Origin of the sequence: Salibacterium halotolerans (genome assembly GCF_900115625.1) — a bacterium.
Lineage (GTDB): Bacteria > Bacillota > Bacilli > Bacillales > Marinococcaceae > Salibacterium > Salibacterium halotolerans.
In genome coordinates, this window is sequence record NZ_FOXD01000009.1 from 19812 (window position 1) to 40541 (window position 20730).

Sequence of the window (20730 nt, forward strand, 5' to 3'; positions counted from 1 at the left end):
TTGTTATTGATTATCATTATCAATTAAGTATGATAGGACAAAGGGGTACCAACTATGGGGATGTTACATCAAGTTTTCGATATAACAGACATACGGGTCGAGAAAATAACGAACGCGGCCCGGGCTGATTACAGCGGAAGGCCTGGTGATTCTATTGTTATGTATGTATTTGAAGGGGAGGGGAAAGTGTCCCGGCAGGAAACCAAAGTCGACATGGAAAAGGGGGATGTTATTCAGTTTCTCAACCATCACACCGGTGGATTATACATCACTCCGCAGCCGCATATCTACATACTATTTGTAACCTTCACTGCAGCCTGGGTGTTCCAAAAAGACGGGAAATGGGGTGTGGAACAGAAAAAGATCACAGGGGAAGCAGACGAGGTGGAAAAAACCATGCATCCTCTGGCCGGGTATTATCTGAACAGGCTGCACCAAATGTGGGTGGAAGATCCATCAGATTATTCACTGATTGTTCCCTATTTTCATCACGTGATGGAAGAAATAGAGCAGGCGCAGACATCCGGGGAGAAAAGTGCTGAATGCGGAATAAAAGCAGCCCGGCATTATATTGATTATCATTTTTATGACAACATTCCGGTACAGAAGCTTCTGTCCTGTTCAACATTGAGCAGTTCCGCATTCTATAAAGGTTTTAAGTACTATACGGGGAAAACACCGAGGCAGTACATTATACATAAAAGAATGAAAGAGGCCGGCAGACTGCTGCAGTGTACATCCATGCCGATTTTCAGAGTGGCACAGGAAGTGGGATACGAAGACAGTTACTATTTCAGCCGGCTTTTCAAACAGTTCAGTGGTTTGTCCCCGAAGGAATTTCAGAAGAATATCGACACCCAGGATAAAATGTCCTGAGGCAGAACGGGTGAGAAATTTTCACCCGATTTTGTTCTGTTTATTTGTTTGACAAAAAAATAATATTATAAAAATCATTGACTGTATTGTTTATTTGTCTTACAATTCAAATTACTAAATAAGTAATAACGCTTTTATAAGCTTTTAGGTTAGAGGGGAGGGGGCAGATTGAGTAACGATACCGGCCCGATAAAAATGGAATCCGTTAAACGGAGAACGCTTGCCAGCCAGGTGATTGAACAGATCATCGGCCTGCTGATGAATGGTCAGTTAAAAGCAGGGGATAAGCTCCCTTCGGAAATGGAACTGATGGATATGATGTATGTGAGCAGACCCGTGTTGAGGGAAGCGCTGAGTTCGCTTGAAACGCTGGGAGTTATCCACCGGAAAACGAAGGAAGGCACGTTTTTTTCCAATAAAGTGGGGAGCGAACCATACCGTATCATGCTCGCTCTATCGGTCGGGGACATTGATACGATTATCGAAACCCGTCTTTCCCAGGAACTTGGCCTCGTCTCTCTGGCAGCTGAAAAAATGTCGGAGCTGGAACTGAAAAGGCTGGAAGAGACGATTGAGATTATGGAGGCAGCTGATGGCGATTACTCCGAAACGGACCGGGAATTTCACCGGATTATTGCACACAGTGCAAGCAACTCCATAACAGAAGGCATTATTGATCCTCTTTTGAACATGTATGATAAAACACTGGAAAACATCGCGCTTGTAGACCGGAATAAGTCAAAAACACTACAACAGCACAAAGATATTTACCAGGCGCTTAGAAACCGGGATCCCATTGAAGCTCACGCAAGCATGTACCGCCACCTTGATCATGCAAGAAACAGGCTGATTCGTCCAATTACAAAGAAAGAAAATACAGAGAGGGAGGATGAGTAACATGACGGATAAGCGAAAAGCACCGGAAGGGATTTCCGGTTTCCCGGTTACACCCTTTAATGAAAGCGGAAACATAGACAAAGAAGCTTTAACCGAAAATATTGAGTTTCTGCTGGATGAGGGACTTGAATCTATATTTGTGGCCTGCGGAGCCGGAGAATGCACGAACATAGGCATGGAAGAATTCGAAGAAATGACAGAGCTGGCTGTTTCGGTGACTGCTGGAAGGGCTCCTGTTTACACCGGTGTAGGCGGAAATATATCTGAATCCTTGAAAAAGGCGGAAATTTCCGAAAGAAAAGGGGCAGGCGGTTACCTGATCCTTCCTCCTTATTTGATTCAGGGAGAGCAGGAAGGACTCTATGAGTATTATAAAACCATCATCACAAGTACAGATTTGAACGCGATTCTCTATCAAAGGGGGAATGCACTGCTGCAGCTTGAAACGTTGAAACGCCTCACAGATTTTCCACAGGTTGTAGGGCTGAAAGATGGTGTGGGAGACATGGAAACCAACATCGAATTCACGCAGGAAATCGGAGACAGGCTGGGATGGCTGAACGGGATGCCGATGGCCGAGCTTACGATGCCGGCTTATATGCCGCTTGGGTTCAACTGCTATTCCTCGGCTATTTCCAACTATATCCCGCACATTTCGAGAACGTTTTATGATGCGCTTAAGGAGGGTGATGACGATCAGGTGAAAGAAATCTATAGAGATGTAATACTGCCGATCAATCGAATCCGACGGAAGCGGAAAGGATATGCCGTAGCTTTAATTAAAGCCGGAATGGAAATTGTAGGTCTGCCTGTTTCAAATACGGCAAGGCCCCCTGTCACACCGGTGGAAGACGACCATTATGAAGAGTTGAGAGAAGTGCTGAAAGCTGCATTGAAAAAGTATCCGCCAAATCGCGAAGTGACACTTTAAAACAAAGTTAAATTTATCGGGAGGGGTATTATGGCTGTCAAAACATTTAACGAATTTTCCAATTACATAAACGGGGGATGGGTTCCTTCGAACACAAAGGAGGGTGTAACAAACAGAAATCCGGCTGATTTAAGTGACGTTGTCGGCAGTGTGCAGAAGTCTTCGGCTGAAGATCTGGAACAGGCTGTAACAGCGGCTTCCTCAGCTAAAAGAGAATGGAGAAAACTCTCCGGTGCCGAGAGAGGAAATTATCTGTACAAGGCAGCTGGTTTGATCGAAAACCGCAAAGAAGATATAGCGCAGTGCATGACCCGTGAAATGGGAAAGACACTCCCTGAAGCAAAAGGAGAAACAATGCGAGGCGCAGCGATACTGCGGTACTACGCCGGAGAAGGAATGCGCAAAACAGGAGATGTTATTCCATCCACAGATAAAGATGCCCTGATGTTCACGACGCGGGCGCCACTCGGCGTTGTCGGTGTCATCACACCGTGGAACTTCCCTGTAGCTATTCCCGTATGGAAGACAGCACCGGCGTTAATTTACGGAAACACTGTCGTTCTCAAGCCGGCAACAGAAGCTGCCGTGACATGCGCGAAAATCTTTGAATGTTTTGAAGAAGCAGGGTTTCCTGCCGGTGTTGTAAACATGGTAACCGGTCCGGGATCTGTCATAGGTCAGGGTCTTGCTGACCATCCGGAAGTGGGCGGTATAACCTTTACCGGATCCAACAGTGTAGGAAAGCAGATTGGTCAGTCCGCTCTCGCCAGAGGCGCTAAATACCAGCTCGAAATGGGCGGCAAAAACCCGGTCATTGTGACAGAAGACGCGGATCTGGATCAAGCCGTGGATGCTACCATCAGCGGCGGACTCCGCTCAACCGGACAGAAATGTACCGCCACAAGCAGAGTTATTGTACACAGCGGTGTTTACGAAGCTTTTAAAGAGAAGCTGACAGCGAAGGTACAAGAAATAAATACCGGCAACGGTCTGAACGAAGGGGTTTGGATGGGGCCGAGCGTAAGTGAAAGCCAGCTTAACACGGTTCTTCACTATATTGAAAGAGGAAAAGAAGAAGGCGGCACGGTTCTATGCGGCGGCGAACGGCTGACAGGAGGCGAATACGACAACGGATACTTTGTGGCGCCGACCGTCTTTGAAGACATCGAAACAAATATGACCATCGCCCAGGAAGAAATTTTCGGTCCGGTTCTGGCGTTGATGAAAGTGGATTCGGTAGATGAAGCCATTGAACTGGCCAACGATGTCGAATACGGATTGAGCGCCTCTATCTTCACAACCAATGTACAGAAGATGCTCGCCTTTATCGATGACATGGAAGCGGGTCTCGTCCGAATCAATGCAGAGAGCGCTGGTGTAGAACTGCAGGCACCGTTTGGCGGAATGAAGCAGTCCAGTTCCCATTCCCGCGAACAGGGTGAAGCGGCAAAAGAATTCTTCACCGATATTAAAACCGTTCTCGTCAAGTAAGTGGGAAGCATTTGTCCCCCCTTTTTCCCTTTTCGCATCAGGAAAAGGGGGAGACTTTATATTTGATAATGTATGTAAGCGCTTTTTTTAATGCTTTGATGAGAAGTAAACCGAACTCGAATGATCATTCATGTTATGAAAGGAGAGGTCTACAAATGAAAAAAACCATGTATATTTTGATGGCGGCGCTGCTGGGGATTCTGTTGGCGGCCTGCGGTGAATCATCCGGAAGTGAAGAAACAGCAGGAAGCGGAGAAACATCAGCGGAAAAGGGGGGAGGTTCAGGCGAAGCCGCTCTTGATCTTTCCAGAATGCGGGTGGTTATCGGTTCAACATCCACCGGCGGGGATACGTATCAAAACGCAGAGGCTGTCAGCAGGTACGCCGAAGATATCCTGAACACGAACATGCAGGTGGACGCGGTTGGCGGCGTTCAGGCATTTGATGCACTATCCAGTGCATCGAATGACGGAAGCACCGTCATGTTTTTCCACGATATGGCGTATCTCGGTGTAGAATACGGATCGTTTGATCAAAGCAACAAACTGGAGAATTATACTATTGGACCGATGGTATCAACCAACCCCGGGAACGCGTTTCTGGCAAGCGCAGACGCGCCATATGACTCGATGGCTGAATCAGCGGAATGGCTGAGCAGCAATCCGAATGAAGAGATTACAGTTGCCATTCAAGCCGGCGGCGTCTCTGAAATTGTGTTCAACGGATACTATCTATGGGTGCAGGAAGAGTACGGGGAAGAAGTGTCGAACAGAATTAAAGCTTACGTGACAGGATCACAGCAGGATAAAGACCAGGCACTATGGGACGATAACGCCGACATCATTCACGGCTCGATCGGTGCGAACAATCAGTACACGAAAGACGGCGTGGAAGACCAGGTGAAGATGAAATTTCTGGGCATCACAGCCGGCGAAAGAGTGGAAGGCTTTGATATCCCGACTCTTGCGGAACAGGGAATCACTGTTGGAGGCGAAGAATTCACATTCGATAAAGAATTTTTCTTCCTTCTTCCAAAAGACGTGAATGAAAATGTCGTAACAGCTCTGGACAATGCGGTATCGCAGGTTGTAGAAAATGAAGACTATCAAAGTGACCTTAACAACAACGCTTATACTCCGAACTATATGCCGTCCGACGAAGCAGAAGAGTACCTGCTTGATAAGCGCGAAACGATGCGTTCCATTATTGAAAGAGCACCGGACTTGAATAATATCGCACAATAACCGGGCAAAGCTGGAGCCGGCTGATGTTGGCTGCCGGCTCCGCTGCCTCCAAAGGAAGAGGGTGAAAGACATGTCGGATTTCTTCACAATAGAAATGTCTTATAATACCTACCACATTATTTTTCCGAGAATTATTTTGGGGATCCTCATCATTCTTGGACTCATTCTTCTTGCGGCCAATATCAAGAAAGTCGTCGGAAAAGAAGGAAATGGTGTTTCGTTCAAATTTTTTACCGAAAACTACGACAAACTCAAACTCTACGGCACGATGATTTTACTGATTGTGTACGCGCTGGCTCTGCCCAGACTCGGATTTCTGGCAGCGAGTCTGTTGTTCATGTTCGCGATCACCCTGCTTTATATAGGAAATGTCAAACTCAGATCCATCTTCATCTCTTTATCCAATTCACTGGCCACGGTTCTTATCGTATGGTACGTGTTTGGAAATCTATTCAGTATCACACTGCCGTAAGGGGGAGAAAACGATGCCCATGTTTGAAGTACTTACCCCATTGTCCGTTTTATTATGTCTTTTCGGCGTATTGATTGGGATTATCATGGGGTCTATTCCAGGAATGACAGCAACAATGGCTATCGCTATTTTTCTTCCCGCTACATACGCGCTGGATATGATTAACTCCATTGGGTTATTAATTGGTTTGTATGTGGGTGGAATCAGCGGCGGGATGGTACCAGCGGTTCTGCTGAACATTCCAGGGACGCCTTCATCGCTGTGCACCACATTCGACGGCTATCCAATGACACAGAACGGAGAAGGGGAGAAAGCGCTGAAGGTGGGAATTACTGCTTCCATTATAGGTGGATTTGTCAGTTTAAGTATTCTCTTCTTTTTTGCTCCGGTGCTTGCCTCCTTTGCTATTGATTTCTCCGCTGTGGACAAATTTCTGATTGTTGTGTTCGCCTTAACTGTCATTGCTTCTATTTCAAAAGGAAGTCTTCTCGGCGGTGTGTTCAGCGGTGTCCTCGGGGTATTCATAAGCTTGATTGGAAGATTCCCGGACAACAACCAAATTCGGCTAGTGCCGCCCGGGTTTGAACAGGAGCTGGTGTACGGCTTTTCTCTTCTTCCCGTCCTGATCGGCCTGTTCGCGATTGGGCAGAACCTTCAGGAGTCAGAAGAAGGACTTGTTGCAGCTTCACATCAGAAAATCGATCTGGCAAAAAACAAGGCCAAACAATTTAAATTCCGTATTTTCAAAGGACAGTTTGTCAACACCGTTCGTTCCTCCATCATCGGCACCTTTGTCGGGATGCTGCCCGGTGTCGGCGGGAGCGCGGCTTCCATCACTTCGTATTCCCAGGCCAAAAACTTTTCCAAAAATCCCGAAAAACTTGGAAAAGGGGAACCCGAAGGCATGATCGCCAGTGAGTCCGCGAACAACGGGTTGATCGGAGGCGCTCTTGTTCCGCTTCTTTCCCTTGGAATACCGGGAGACAGTACAACTGCCATACTGGTCGGTGCCTTTTTGCTGCAGGGAATTGAAGTTGGACCGTTATTCATTACGACAAATCCCGACCTTTGGAGCGGTATCGTGTTCGCGCTTGTCATCGCCAACATTGCCATGTTTATCATGATGTTTTTCTCAATCAAGTATTTCGCGAAGATTGTGTATATTCCAAAGCATATTATTTTTCCGATTATTATGCTCATGTGTGTGGTTGGATCGTATGCCATCAACAATGGTGTAATGTTCGATGTATGGACACTTTTGCTCTTCGGTCTGGTTGGTTATATCTTCCCGAAAGTCGGCATTCAGATCGCCCCGTTTTTGATTGGATTCATACTCGGTACACAAGGGGAAAAGTATTTCATTGACAGTCTGAAAGGAAGCGGCGGCGATTTAACTGTATTTTTCACGGATGGTCCACTCGCCATCGGATTGTGGGTCGTGATTATTGTATCGGTTGTCTATGCGGTCATTGACAACCGCAGAACGAAAAAAGCCGAATCAGCTTCGTAAATAGGAGAGGTTAGATATGGGAACAAACACGAAAACACAAATGGAAACACCGGCAGTTGCCAGCCTTAAGGTATACACTGTTGCCGGATCGGACAGTATGCTTTTGAATCTAAGCGGTGCCCACGGCCCGTATTTCACTCGAAATGTTGTCATCCTGACGGATAACAGCGGCAATACGGGAGTTGGAGAGGTTCCTGGAGGCGAGCATATCCGGCAGACAATTGAGGATTCCGAAGCGCTGCTGAAAGGTGAATCCATCGGGAACTATAAAAATATCCTGAAAAAGGTTCGGGAAACGTTCTCAGACCGTGATTCCGCCGGCCGTGGAGCACAGACATTCGATCTGCGTGTTACTATTCATGCAGTGACAGCGCTTGAAGCAGCCCTTCTTGATCTGCTTGGAAAACATCTGAATGTTCCGGCCGCGGCACTGATGGGAGATGGGCAGCAGCGGACGGAGGTGGAAACACTCGGTTATCTCTTTTATATCGGAGACCGGAATAAAACCGATCTGCCGTATGCAGGGGATCTCCATGCAGAAGATGACTGGTTCCGTCTGCGCCGCGAAGAAGCATTGACACCGGACGCCATTGTCCGACTGGCAAAAGCAGCGTATGAGCGCTACGGATTCCGGGATTTCAAGCTGAAAGGCGGCGTTCTCCGCGGTGAAGAAGAAATGGAAGCTGTAACAGCGTTGTCTGAAGCTTTTCCGGAGGCGCGTATCACTCTTGATCCAAATGGAGCATGGTCGCTTGAGGAAGCGGTCCGGCTTTGTGAAGGGAAACATGACGTATTAGCTTATGCGGAAGATCCATGCGGAGCGGAACAAGGTTTTTCCTCCCGCGAAATCATGGCTGAGTTCAAAAAAGCCGTCAACATGCCGACCGCGACCAACATGATTGCGACGGACTGGCGGCAGATGGGGCACGCTGTGCAGCTGCACGCGGTCGATATTCCGCTTGCCGATCCCCATTTCTGGACGATGCAGGGTTCGGTCCGTGTCGCGCAGATGTGTCACGATTGGGGACTTACATGGGGGTCGCATTCCAACAATCACTTCGACATTTCGCTTGCGATGTTCACCCATGTGGCTGCCGCAGCCCCGGGCAATATTACAGCCATCGACACCCACTGGATCTGGCAGGACGGTCAGCGGCTGACAAAAGAGCCGTTCGAAATCGCCGGTGGCAAAATCAGCGTTCCGGAGAAGCCGGGACTTGGGATTGATGTAGATATAGAAAAAGTGGAAGAAGCCCATGCTTTGTATAAAAAAATGGGACTCGGCGCGAGAGATGACGCGGCAGCCATGCAGTATTTGATACCAGGCTGGACATTCGATGCCAAACGCCCAAGCTTAGTCCGGTAACCAAAAATAAGTATGATGTAAAACCCGAACGATGACAGACGCTCATCGTCCGGGTTTTTTGTGGTTCAGGGGGCATAGATCCCATAAATGTGAAATATGGTGTGAAATGGTAAGAAGGACTTTCGGTTTTTCTTGTTTCTAGTAAAATAGCAGGTAAAAGTATACAGAAAAAGTGGGGGGTAAGATGGAGGATATCAAGGAAAGACTGCAACGGATGAAGGAGGAGCAGCATAAGCTGTCCAAAGAATTTGACGCGGTTGTATCAACATATGAAAACAGTGATGTCCATCAGCATAATGAAACCCTGCAGCGGGAGAACGAAGCTTACCAGAAAGCTTTGGAAGAACTCCGCACAACCTATCAGGATGTAAAAAAAGAAAATGAGAATCTGCGGCATGCCCTGCAGGAACAGATGCTGGATGAAAAAACGAACATCCTGAAACTGTCCAGGAAAAAGATGCATACCTATTTCGGCAAAGCTATGGACAGCACCCGTGACCAGCTGAGCCGTTTTGAAGAAGATGCGAAAAAGAATATAGAACAGCTCAAACATAAGAGGGCGCAGTCTATTCATCAGGAAGCAGAAGCGGTCGATCAGCGGCTGCAGGAGTTGACGGAGGAAGTGGAAGAAGCAGCACGGAAGGAACGGAATCTGCTGGCAGAGCAGGAACGGGATCTGCTGTATTCCATGTCGCAGAGCTACGAAGATTTTGCCGGTGGAGATATAGACGAAGAAACGATAGAAAAGCGGAAGAAAGAAAATCAGATAGAAATGAAGATCGGTTTGAGCTGGATCAACAAACTCGGTATTCTGTTGATTCTTTTAGGGGTGGCGGCAGCCTTCCGCTATTCCTATACGACGTGGTTCAATGACGAAATTAAAGGCGCGGCCTTTGCTGTGCTCGGTCTGTTGATGCTCGCGGCCGGCGAATGGTTCTTTCGTAAACAAAAACAGACGTTTGCGGTCGGTTTGACCGGCGGCGGGATTGCCGTGTTGTATGGATCGGTCTTTTTCAGCTACTTTCTGCTGGAGATTATCGGAATGACGCCGGCTCTTGTTTCATCCGTCGTCATTACCGCCGGAGCCATCGCCCTGTCTCTTTATTATCAATCCAAAACCGTGTGTACATTCGGTCTCGTCGGCGGTTATCTGCCGTTTTATTCCTATATGGCGGCGTTTGGTCTGGATGAGACGGCTGTGTATGCGGCGATGGTTTATTTTATGTTATTGAATGGATCCGTGCTGGGACTGTCGTTTCAAAAACGATGGACCATTGTGCATCAAATCAGCTTTTGGTTGAATATCCCTACCTTTTTGATCCTTACTGCTTTGTCACCGGTGAAAGGAGTAAGTTTCGTTTTTGCCATCGCAACGTTCCTGCTGTATCTTAGTCTAACGGCTGCGTATCCGTTTATCTATAGAACCGCAATAAAGTATGCGGATGTAACGCTGCTTTCGATGAATACGCTGGTCAGCTGTGCCGTCATGTATTTCCTCCTGCATGTGATGCAGTGGGAAGACGGTGCCGGCCTTCTGGCTCTGTCATTCGCAGTCCTTTACTTTGCCCTTGGACAGCTGGCTGCAGAGCGGATGAGTGGTGAAAAACAGACTGTTGTGCTGTTTTACGGATTAGCCCTTGCATTTATGGTGCTTGCGGTACCGTTTCAGTTCGATTGGGAATGGGCGGCGCTCGGCTGGCTGGCCGAAGCTCTTGTCATTATGTTTTATGCCAATCAATACAGCGTCAGACTGCTCGAAAAAGCCGGATGGGTTGTGCTTGGTCTTTCGTTTGGCATGTTCGCTGTAGAAGCGGCCAGGTATGTGGATGGAGAAAACCCTCCGCTGTTCCATCTCGAATATACCTTTATGACAGCAGGCCTGCTGCTTGTTATGTTCTACTACATCCATGCTCAGAAAAAAACGGCGCATGTCGTGCTTTTTCGGGGATTTCATCGATTTATTGATGTCGTAAAGTATGTCGCCCTTATGAATCTCTGGATCTATGCTGTGTATGAAAGTCTGCACTGGTACTACGAGTTCGTCCCGGTATCCTTTGATCATTACTGGTTTTACCAGTGGCTCATCCTGGCCTTCTTATCTGTCGGAATCGGGTACGGCATGAAGAAAACACCACTTCTGTACGATAAAGTTGTCGGATATCTGTGCCTGTTTTTATATGGAACAGGCGGGCTGGCCGCCTTCGTTGTCACAGCGGCGATTCCGGCGGTCGGCACAGACGCGGATCGATTGGTGGATTATACGGCGCTTGCTGTACTGATTGTATGTCAGGCTGTGATTTTCACGACAGGCCGTGATCTTCTGCTCGCCTTTATGCGTGCGCGGCACATGAACGCGGAATGGTACCCTGCTGCTTCCGGTCTTTACTTTTTCATCATTCAGGCGGCGTTTCTCCATGTGCAGCTGCAGCTTGACGGCGCCGGCTTTGTGATCAGTCTCATTTATCTCATCACAGCGCTTGGTTACATCACTTATGGTTTTATGCGCGGTTTTGTCTATATCCGCCGGATAGGTCTCGCGCTGACGTTGTTTGCTACAGGCAAGCTCTTTCTCGCCGATCTTGCGTTCCTGGGAGAAATGAGTCAGATCGCGGCTTACTTCTGTTTCGGCATTGTATTAATCGGCATTTCCTATCTGTATCAAAAAGTATCAAGCAGACAGAAGGAGCAGGCATAAAAAAATGATATTTCAGGTTTGGAAAAAGAAACGGAGAGTGGTGTGATGACTCGATCGATTCTTGTATTATGTCTATTATCTGCACTGCTTGTGATTTTTCCTTTTTATATAGAAGTGTACTATACCAGCATATATTACACAGGACTTGTCCTGATAATTGGGGCAGCTTCCTGTGTATTGTATTGGAGAGGGGCTTTGCAGAAGAGATTTTATAAACGATGGAAAAGAGAAAGACACCAGAAGACGGGCTGGATTATTCTAAAGGAAACCATCCGGTCAAGTGTCACGATGTTTATGTATGTATCCACCGGTTTTTTTATGGTGGAAGGGCTTCTGCCTACAGACATTCTGTACGCATTTTTGACAAATCCGTCCGGACTGTCAGCGTTTCTTATTGTGAATGCGGCAGCCGGCACCACGGCCCGGTTTGAAAACGAGAAAAGATACAACCGGATCGTGGACGAGTGGATGGATGAAGGGCGCTCTTTTCCCGATGCAAAAGAGTGAGATACTGTGCCGCTCCCATCGCAGTACGGTTGGAAAAGCTGAAGGGAACGGCAGGTATCTGCCGCTTCACGGAGGTGCCTGCTTCCGGTTTAGTCCCAGTATACGTGAAACAGTACACGCTTTCGTTTTTCAGTGACCATCGTTTCTGCGGAGGTATTTTTGAGGTGTTCCATCTGTTCTGCAAGAAATCCCGCTTCGAGATGGCGGTCGAGATGTTTCTCCTCGCGGGCCAGGGGCATCTCAAATTCCATTTCTTTACGTTTTTCCGATGTTAATGCCAGATCCCCCCAGCCGGCTTCCCGGAAAAACACCTGCATTTCTTCTATTGTCTCTTTTTTGTATTCCCGCGCGATGCGTCTGCCGCCCCAGTACAAAATATCGGGTTCGTCGGTGCCGAGCAGTGCCGGGAGGAGTGTTTCCCGCAACAGTGAGTAGTTAAAATCATTCATGGTTATCTGTCCTTTCCGCCATCTGCCATTATACCTTTAAAAGCTGGAAATCGCTATAGCTTATACCTTTCAGTCATGATATACTGTAGCCCGAATTCCAGTCGGAGGTAAGAGCGATGAAAAAAGGGTTGGAACGTTTCATGACGCCGTTTCGGATCATAATAACCGTTTATATATTATCGATGTTTTTATTCAGTTTTCTATTATGGCTGCCTTTTTCCCATCAGGACGGGATAGAGATGTCCTACATGGAATCTCTGTTCACGTCCGTATCCGCGGTTAGTGTAACGGGTCTCAGTGTCATTGATGTGTCAGAATCACTAAGCTATACCGGTGTTGTATTTCTTGCGCTCGCTATGCAGGTGGGAGGCATCGGCATTATGTCGCTTGGGACATTTGTGTGGATGCTGTTCGGCCGGAAAATCAACCTGTCCCAGCGGCTGCTCATCATGGTGGACCAGAATCAGTACCAGTTTTCCGGAATGGTGAAGCTGATGCGCGGCATTCTACTGCTTGCGCTTGCCATTGAACTGGTCGGTGCTCTGATACTCGGCACGTATTACCTGCAGCACTTTGACACGGCTGCCGAAGCCTATTACCAGGGGTCATTCGCTGCACTGAGTGCCTTTACCAATGCCGGCTTTGATGTGACGGGACAGTCGCTGATTCCGTTTGCGGGCGATTATTATGTGCAGTTTATCGTACTGCTTCTTATCTTTGCCGGAGCGATTGGTTTTCCGGTATTAATGGAAGTACGCGAATACTTCACAACGAAAAGCAGTTATTTTAAATTCAGCCTGTTTACAAAAGTAACCGTCACGACGTACTTTCTGATTTTTGTTATAGGCGCCGCAGGTATATGGGTGCTGGAACGGGGAATGTTTTTTGATGGGATGGCCTGGCATGAGCAGTTTTTCTATTCCATTTTCAATTCAGCTACGGCAAGAAGTGCCGGTCTGACAACAATGGAGACGTCTTCGTTTTCCCTTCCGACGCTGCTTCTCATTTCGCTGCTCATGATTATCGGCGCAAGTCCGTCCAGTGTAGGGGGCGGTATCCGCACAACAACCCTTGCCGTGATGTTTTTGTCCATCCGCAGCTTTGCGCTTGGAAAAAGTGATGTAAAAGTATTCGGCCGGGAAATTCATCCGGAGGATAAGCAAAAGGCATTCATGGTGCTGTCTTTCTTCATGTTCGGTCTTTTCCTGGCTGTCACGCTCATTACAGCTTTCGAGCAGGGCAATCCGAAGGTGGAACTTATCGATATTATATTTGAAACAAGCTCTGCCTTTGGAACGACAGGCCTTACGACCGGGGTGACAGCGAATCTGTCAAACCCAAGCCTGTTCCTGTTGATGCTGCTTATGTTTATCGGTAGAGTTGGTATATTGGTGCTGCTTTTCTCCGTGAAACGAAAAGAAACGAAATCATCGTTCCGCTATCCGACAGAACGTATGATTATCGGCTGAGAAGAAATACTGAAAAATGCCCGGCTGAACCGGGCATTTTTTAAGCTCAAAACTGTTATGAAGGTGTATCCGGTTTCTTGACTAGCTGTGACAGGGGGAGTACAATTAATTTGTCGGAATGATGAAAACGACGCGGGTTTTTGTTGAGTATTCAGACTAATTGGTCTATACTGCTCAACCCTATCACAACCAGGGAAGATGCAGGATTTCGGTTATACATAACAGAATGTGGCGCGTTGATTGCGCATGGAATCCATGCTGCCTCTGGAGAAGAAACAGGAGGTCGTTCATCGAACAAGAATAAGAAGCCGTTTACGACGAATCATGAATCAAAATTTTTTTAGGAGGAACATAGGCATGGCTGAAAACCGCGATTTTATGAACCGCAGACTTCATTCGCTGCTCGGTGTCATCCCCATAGGGATTTTTCTGATTCAGCATTTGACGGTCAATTTCTTTGCAACACGCGGCGCTGAAGCATTCAATGCTGCTGCGCATTTCATGGAGAGTTTACCATACCGCATTTTTCTGGAAATCTTCATCATTTTTCTCCCTATTCTCTTTCACGCCGTATACGGACTGTATATAGTATTCCAGGGAAAAAGCAACACCACCCGGTTCGGCTTTTTCAGAAACTGGATGTTCCTTGCACAGAGAATTACGGGAGTTTATCTTCTGGTCTTCATTGCATGGCACGTTTGGCAGACACGTGTGCAGGCCGCTTTTGGCGCAGACGTGAACTATGATATGATGGCGGAAATACTTAGCAGCCCATTTATGCTTGTATTCTACATCATCGGCGTGCTCTCAGCGACATTTCATTTTTCCAATGGTCTCTGGTCATTTCTCGTCTCGTGGGGCATTACAGTAACCCCCCGTTCCCAGCGGCTTGCGACCTATGCGACAGCGGTTGTTTTTGTCGCCCTGTCCGTTATTGGAATGAGTGCGCTGCTCGCATTTATCAATCCTGATTTAGCGAATATGTAAGGGAGTGTATCACACATGAGTGATGGTAATATTATCGTAGTCGGCGGCGGGCTCGGAGGCCTGATGGCGACCATTAAAGCAGCCGAAGCCGGCAAACAGGTAGACCTTTTTTCCGTCGTTCCCGTTAAGAGATCCCACTCTGTCTGTGCTCAGGGCGGCATTAACGGTGCCGTCGACACAAAGGGTGAAGGGGATTCTCCGTGGGAGCATTTTGATGACACCGTGTACGGCGGTGACTTTCTTGCGAACCAGCCTCCGGTAAAAGCGATGGCGGAAGCAGCGCCGGGCATTATTCACCTTCTCGACCGGATGGGCGTTATGTTCAACCGCACATCGGAGGGTCTGCTTGATTTCCGTCGTTTCGGTGGAACGCAGCATCACCGCACAGCATTTGCGGGTGCAACCAGTGGACAGCAGCTTTTGTATGCCCTCGATGAGCAGGTACGCCGCTATGAAGTGGAAGGACTGGTGAACAAATATGAAGGCTGGGAATTTCTCGGTGCTGTTCTGGATGAAGAAGAACGCTGCCGTGGCATTTCCGCCCAGAACCTGACAACTATGGAAATTGAAACGTTCCGCTCCGATGCTGTCGTAATGGCAACCGGCGGACCTGGCATTATTTTCGGAAAAACGACCAACTCCATGATAAACACAGGATTTGCCGCTGCAAGGCTGTATGAACAGGGTGTTTATTATGCAAACGGAGAATTTATCCAGATTCATCCAACAGCTATTCCCGGTGATGACAAGCTCCGTCTGATGAGTGAATCCGCGCGCGGGGAAGGCGGACGTGTCTGGACATACAAAGACGGCAAACCGTGGTATTTCCTGGAAGAAAAGTACCCTGCCTACGGAAACCTTGTACCGCGTGATATCGCGACCCGTGAGATTTTTGATGTGTGTGTCAACCAAAAACTCGGGGTGAACGGGGAGAACATGGTGTACCTTGACCTTTCCCACAAAGATCCAAAAGAGCTCGACGTCAAGCTCGGCGGCATCATGGAAATATATGAGAAGTTCATGGGAGACGACCCACGTAAAGTACCGATGAAAATCTTTCCGGCTGTCCACTACTCCATGGGCGGCATGTGGGTGAATTATGATCAAATGACAAACATTCCGGGACTGTTCGCAGCCGGGGAATGTGATTATACCCAGCACGGCGCAAACCGCCTGGGCGCAAACGGACTTCTTTCCGCTATCTACGGCGGCATGGTTGCCGGACCTAGTGCAGTGGAATACGTCAACGGCCTCGATAAACTGGCTGAAGATCTTCCTTCTTCCATCTATGATCGTTACAAGAAAGAGAATGAAGAGGAATTTGAAAACATCATGAACATGCGCGGGGAAGAGAATGCGTATGCCCTTCACCGGGAACTCGGGGAGTGGATGACAAACTACATGACGGTTGTCCGTGAAAACGACAGACTGCTTGAAACAGATGAAAAAATCCAGGAACTGATGGAGCGTTATAAAAACATCAATATGCCGGATACGGCACGCTGGAGTAATCAGGCTGCTTCTTTCACACGCCAGCTGAAAGGTATGTTGAACCTTGCCCGTGTCATGACGCTCGGCGCGTATCACCGTAATGAAAGCCGGGGCGCGCATTACAAACCGGAATTTCCGGAACGTAATGATGAAGACTATCTGAAAACAACGAAAGCAAAATACAATCCGGAAAAGAACGAGCCGGCGTTTGAATATGAAGATGTTGACGTTTCCCTGATTAAACCGCGGAAACGGGATTATTCGAAAGGAAAGGAATCTGAGAAACAAGGAGCTGGTAAACAATGAGCGAAGATAAACAGGTTCGTTTTATCATCACGCGCCAGGATAGCCCGGACAGTGAACCGTACACAGAAGAATTCAATCTCAGCTACCGTTCGAATATGAATGTGATTTCAGCCCTGATGGAAATACGCCGCAACCCTGTCAATGCCGAAGGTCAGGAAACGTCTCCTGTCGTTTGGGACATGAACTGCCTTGAAGAAGTATGCGGTGCCTGTTCGATGATCATTAACGGCAAGCCGCAGCAGTCCTGTACCGCCCTTGTTGATCATTTTGAACAGCCGATTAAACTGGAGCCGATGCGGACATTCCCTGTCGTTCGTGACCTTATCGTGGACCGGAGCCGTATGTTTGACTCCTTGAAGAAAGTCAAAGCCTGGATCCCGATCGACGGCACGTATGATCTTGGTCCGGGACCACGGATGGCTGAGAACAAACGGCAGTGGGCCTATGAACTTTCGAAGTGCATGACCTGTGGTGTGTGCCTGGAAGCCTGCCCGAATGTCAATGACAACTCCGATTTTATGGGGCCGGCACCTGTTTCTCTTGTGCGCCTGTATAATGCCCACCCGACTGGTGAGATGAACAAACCGGAACGGCTGGAAGCATTGATGGGAGAAGGCGGCATTGAAAGCTGCGGTAACTCGCAGAACTGTGTGGAAGTCTGCCCGAAAGGCATTCCACTCACTACATCCATCGCCGCCCTGAACCGCGACACATCTCTCCAGGCATTCAAAAATTTCTTCGGAAGCGACAGAGCATGATAACTATTCAATATCCCCTTCGGACTTTCCGGAGGGGTTTTTTTGCCGTACCGTAATTGTTTCACTCGATAAAAAAGCAGAGAGACGATGAACGGATTGTCTGCTATGCGGTAATAGTTATTTACGACAGGGGCGTGCAGTTACATCCCCCAAATCATCAGGTATACCGGTGCTCAGCCGTCACTTCCTTCAACTGCCCGGAATGGAGACACACATTGTGATTGTTTTTGAGGGAAATTTCCTGTCATATTAAAGGCTGCTGTCCGTAACGCCCTGTTCTCCGGGCGCATAAAATATGCTGACTATATTCTTTCCATCCTCCGACCCTTTCGCCATCAGGCAGAGGACGGGGACAGCCTTGTCAAGAAAGGGTGAAGCCACTTGAGAGAGATGGACAGAGGTTACCGTACCCTGCTCACAAAAAGGGAACGGGAAGTGTTTGAATTACTCGTCCAGGATCAGACGACAAAAGAAATAGCCTCCCAGTTATTTATCAGCGAAAAAACGGTCCGGAACCATATTTCCAATACGATGCAGAAGCTGGGGGTTAAGGGGCGTTCCCAGGCTGTTATTGAACTCATACGGCTTGGAGAACTTTCGATTTAATGAACGGACGGCTTTTCCATAAAGGGATGAAAGTGGCTGGAAGCGGGGGCGCACGAATCTCCAAAGCCTTGTTTATCTTAAAAACCGGTGATATCCGGCCGTTTCACACCCTTTGGGAAAGCCGGTTCTTTTTAAATTACTCATCAAACCTTGCCGATTGAATGTGAAAGTGCTAAAATGAAATATAAGTTTGCAGCGAAGGCATTGTCATATTATTGTACAGATTTACGTGTTACTGACTGGATCAGGCATGAGTAAATGCATCAGGAAGAAATAAGTACCCGCGCAACGGCTTGTTTCTATACCGACCTAATGCGTTTGCTCATGCCTTTTTTTACTAACGTCCGGATTACAAAAAAGAACCAGGAATGCTTGACCTGACGCTGCAATCCTTAGTATGTTTATGAAAGCGATATAAATTATTAGAAAAGGGGTTTCAGTCATGAAAGAACAAACGTATACCATCACAAACGATACCGGGATCCATGCCCGTCCGGCTACCCAGCTGGTGAACAAAGCCGGCCAGTTTTCTTCCGAGATTACGCTCGAATATAACGGAAAGTCCGTTAATCTAAAATCCATCATGGGCGTAATGTCTCTTGGTGTCGGCAAAAACTCGGAAGTAACCATCCGCGTGGAGGGTTCCGATGAAGAAGAAGCTATGCAGGCCGTAGACGAAGTAGTGAAAGAAGGGCTTGGAGAGTAATGACTACCACTTTGAAAGGTATCGCTGCCTCCAAGGGCATCGCTTTTGCAAAAGCATTTGTCCTTGAACAGCCGGAAATGAACATCGAAAAGACCGAGATCAACGATACCGGGACGGAGGTGTCCCGCTTTCATGAAGCGGTGAACAACGCTAAGCGGGAGCTTCAGGTTATTAAAAACAAGACATTAAATGATATGGGAGAGGACAAGGCGGAGATCTTTTCCGCCCATCTTCTTGTGCTCGAAGACCCGGAAATCATAGACGGGGTTACTTCAAAAATAAAAGACGAGCAGGTAAATGCTGAATCGGCATTAAAAGAATTATCCGACATGTATGTCACGATGTTTGAAGGTATGGACAACGAGTATATGAAAGAACGTGCCTCCGACATACGGGATGTTTCCCAGCGGATTCTTCTTCACCTTCTGGGCGTGGAAAATACAAGCCTGGCCGCCATTCAGGAAGAGACCGTTGTTATTGCTGAAGACCTGACGCCGTCTGATACCGCGCAGCTTGATTTAAATTATGTCCTTGGATTTGCGACGGATATCGGCGGACGTACGTCCCACTCAGCCATTATGGCGCGTTCCATGGAGATTCCTGCTGTTGTCGGGACAAAACAGGCAACGTCATCCATCCAGACAGGAGATTTTCTCATTATTGACGGCATGGAAGGAGAAGTCATTCTCCAGCCGGATGAAGACATGATTGCTTCCTATAAAAAGAAGCAGCAGGACTATCTCCGTAAAAAAGAGGAATGGGCGAAGCTTGTAAACGAGCCCTCCACGGCAAAAGACGGCACCCGTGTCGAACTTGCTGCAAACATAGGAACACCGGATGACCTGGAGGGGGTTCTCGCCAACGGTGCGGAAGGCATCGGTCTGTACCGGACAGAATTCTTATACATGGGCCGGGATGAACTTCCTGATGAGGAAGAACAGTTTGAAGCATATAAAAAAGTACTTGAAAAAATGGACGGACGGGCGGTAGTCATCCGCACCCTGGATATCGGCGGAGATAAAGAACTGCCGTATCTCGATCTGCCGTCGGAACTGAATCCATTTCTCGGTTTTCGTGCCATCCGTCTCTGTCTTGAGCAGACGGACATGTTCCGCACCCAGCTGCGGGCACTGCTGCGTGCCGGCGCTTACGGGAATCTGAAGATTATGTTCCCGATGGTGGCGACCATCGAAGAATTCCGGGAAGCAAAAGGCATTCTCGAAGATGTAAAAGAAGACCTCAAGCAGGAAGGGCAGCAGCCGGCAGAAGATGTCGAAACAGGTATTATGGTGGAAATTCCTTCTACCGCCGCAGCGGCCGACATTTTTGCCAAAGAGGTCGATTTCTTCAGCATCGGTACGAACGACCTTATTCAGTACACAATGGCTGCCGACCGGATGAGTGAAAAAGTATCCCATCTGTATCAGCCGTATCACCCAGCTGTACTGAGACTGGTCAAGCAGGTGATTGAAGCGGCTCATCAGGAAGGAAAATGGGCCGGCATGTGCGGAGAAATGGCCGGGGAGGAAACAGCGGTACCTCTGCTTCTGGGTCTCGGCCTCGATGAGTTCAGCATGAGTGCCACGTCTGTGCTGCCCGCCAGAAGCCAGCTTCTAACGCTTACGACGGAAGATGCAGAAGAACTGGCCGCCGAAGCCGTAAATCTTCCGACAGCCAAGGATGTAGAAGCCCTTGTTTATGAAAAAGGCTTTGTTCAAAACTGATCTGCTTCAGGAATAAACCGTATGCCGAATCTGAGACAAAAGACAATAACATTGATCAAAAAACGAAAGTTTGAAAATCTTGTTTAAGAAGCGCTTATATAGCGTAGTCAAAACACGTAGACTCCTGTGGGAACAGCACGAGTCTCGATACCCCGCAGGAAGGGTTTTTCTTCCGAGGGCCCGTAGGATGCGGGTTAGGTCGGCGTTGGCACAGGACGTGCCGGTTTTAGCCGAACCTCCTCTTT

Annotated in this window: 18 protein-coding genes; 17 read left to right on the forward strand and 1 reads right to left on the reverse strand. The window is 48.0% G+C overall.

Features of this window, described 5'->3' with window-relative positions; genetic code table 11:
- Window positions 1–54: 54 nt before the first annotated feature.
- From BM124_RS09000 to BM124_RS18550, 10 genes are all read left to right on the forward strand, one after another.
- Window positions 55–876, forward strand: coding sequence for a helix-turn-helix domain-containing protein (locus tag BM124_RS09000; protein ID WP_093336950.1), 822 nt, complete (start codon window positions 55–57; stop codon window positions 874–876).
- Window positions 877–1071: 195 nt separating this feature from the next.
- A complete protein-coding gene (locus BM124_RS09005) occupies window positions 1072–1773 on the forward strand; it encodes a FadR/GntR family transcriptional regulator (protein WP_093337108.1) in 702 nt (233 codons plus the stop codon).
- Window position 1774: 1 nt separating this feature from the next.
- On the forward strand, window positions 1775–2704 hold the full coding sequence (gene kdgD, locus BM124_RS09010; RefSeq protein ID WP_093336952.1) for a 5-dehydro-4-deoxyglucarate dehydratase: 930 nt from the start codon (window positions 1775–1777) through the stop codon (window positions 2702–2704).
- A 30-nt stretch (window positions 2705–2734) separates the two neighbouring features.
- The gene (gene gucD, locus BM124_RS09015; protein ID WP_093336953.1) at window positions 2735–4195 is read left to right on the forward strand and encodes an alpha-ketoglutaric semialdehyde dehydrogenase GucD; all 1461 of its coding nucleotides are present in this window, start codon (window positions 2735–2737) and stop codon (window positions 4193–4195) included.
- 155 nt (window positions 4196–4350) lie between these two features.
- Entirely contained in the window at window positions 4351–5439 is a 1089-nt protein-coding gene (locus BM124_RS09020) for a tripartite tricarboxylate transporter substrate-binding protein (protein WP_170841068.1), read from the forward strand.
- A gap of 70 nt (window positions 5440–5509) precedes the next feature.
- A complete protein-coding gene (locus tag BM124_RS09025; protein WP_093336956.1) occupies window positions 5510–5911 on the forward strand; it encodes a tripartite tricarboxylate transporter TctB family protein in 402 nt (133 codons plus the stop codon).
- A 13-nt stretch (window positions 5912–5924) separates the two neighbouring features.
- Window positions 5925–7421: a tripartite tricarboxylate transporter permease gene (locus BM124_RS09030; RefSeq protein ID WP_093336958.1), complete on the forward strand. Its 1497-nt coding sequence runs from the start codon at window positions 5925–5927 to the stop codon at window positions 7419–7421.
- A gap of 16 nt (window positions 7422–7437) precedes the next feature.
- Window positions 7438–8787: a glucarate dehydratase gene (gudD, locus tag BM124_RS09035; RefSeq protein WP_093336959.1), complete on the forward strand. Its 1350-nt coding sequence runs from the start codon at window positions 7438–7440 to the stop codon at window positions 8785–8787.
- A 184-nt stretch (window positions 8788–8971) separates the two neighbouring features.
- Window positions 8972–11482: a DUF2339 domain-containing protein gene (locus BM124_RS09040; RefSeq protein ID WP_244504288.1), complete on the forward strand. Its 2511-nt coding sequence runs from the start codon at window positions 8972–8974 to the stop codon at window positions 11480–11482.
- A gap of 195 nt (window positions 11483–11677) precedes the next feature.
- On the forward strand, window positions 11678–11989 hold the full coding sequence (locus tag BM124_RS18550) for a hypothetical protein (RefSeq protein WP_139217103.1): 312 nt from the start codon (window positions 11678–11680) through the stop codon (window positions 11987–11989).
- An 89-nt stretch (window positions 11990–12078) separates the two neighbouring features.
- Here the strand turns inward: BM124_RS18550 and BM124_RS09050 are convergent, their stop codons facing one another.
- The gene (locus BM124_RS09050) at window positions 12079–12438 is read right to left on the reverse strand and encodes a DUF2507 domain-containing protein (protein ID WP_093336962.1); all 360 of its coding nucleotides are present in this window, start codon (window positions 12436–12438) and stop codon (window positions 12079–12081) included.
- A gap of 116 nt (window positions 12439–12554) precedes the next feature.
- On the opposite strand from BM124_RS09050, the gene BM124_RS09055 reads away from it, so the two are divergent.
- The 7 genes from BM124_RS09055 to ptsP all read left to right on the forward strand — a co-directional run bounded on the left by BM124_RS09055 (window position 12555) and on the right by ptsP (window position 20485).
- Entirely contained in the window at window positions 12555–13907 is a 1353-nt protein-coding gene (locus tag BM124_RS09055) for a TrkH family potassium uptake protein (protein WP_093336964.1), read from the forward strand.
- A gap of 357 nt (window positions 13908–14264) precedes the next feature.
- Window positions 14265–14894, forward strand: a complete 630-nt coding sequence (locus tag BM124_RS09060; protein WP_093336965.1) for a succinate dehydrogenase cytochrome b558 subunit — start codon at window positions 14265–14267, stop codon at window positions 14892–14894.
- Between the two features lie 15 nt (window positions 14895–14909).
- On the forward strand, window positions 14910–16691 hold the full coding sequence (gene sdhA, locus BM124_RS09065; protein ID WP_093336967.1) for a succinate dehydrogenase flavoprotein subunit: 1782 nt from the start codon (window positions 14910–14912) through the stop codon (window positions 16689–16691).
- A complete protein-coding gene (gene sdhB, locus BM124_RS09070; RefSeq protein WP_093336968.1) occupies window positions 16688–17449 on the forward strand; it encodes a succinate dehydrogenase iron-sulfur subunit in 762 nt (253 codons plus the stop codon). The genes sdhA and sdhB overlap by 4 nt, the downstream gene beginning before the upstream one ends.
- A gap of 390 nt (window positions 17450–17839) precedes the next feature.
- A complete protein-coding gene (locus BM124_RS09075) occupies window positions 17840–18055 on the forward strand; it encodes a helix-turn-helix domain-containing protein (protein WP_380713201.1) in 216 nt (71 codons plus the stop codon).
- Between the two features lie 442 nt (window positions 18056–18497).
- Window positions 18498–18761, forward strand: coding sequence for a phosphocarrier protein HPr (locus BM124_RS09080; protein ID WP_093336970.1), 264 nt, complete (start codon window positions 18498–18500; stop codon window positions 18759–18761).
- Window positions 18761–20485, forward strand: a complete 1725-nt coding sequence (gene ptsP, locus BM124_RS09085) for a phosphoenolpyruvate--protein phosphotransferase (RefSeq protein ID WP_093336971.1) — start codon at window positions 18761–18763, stop codon at window positions 20483–20485. Before BM124_RS09080 ends, ptsP begins: the two co-directional genes overlap by 1 nt.
- Window positions 20486–20730 lie beyond the last annotated feature (245 nt).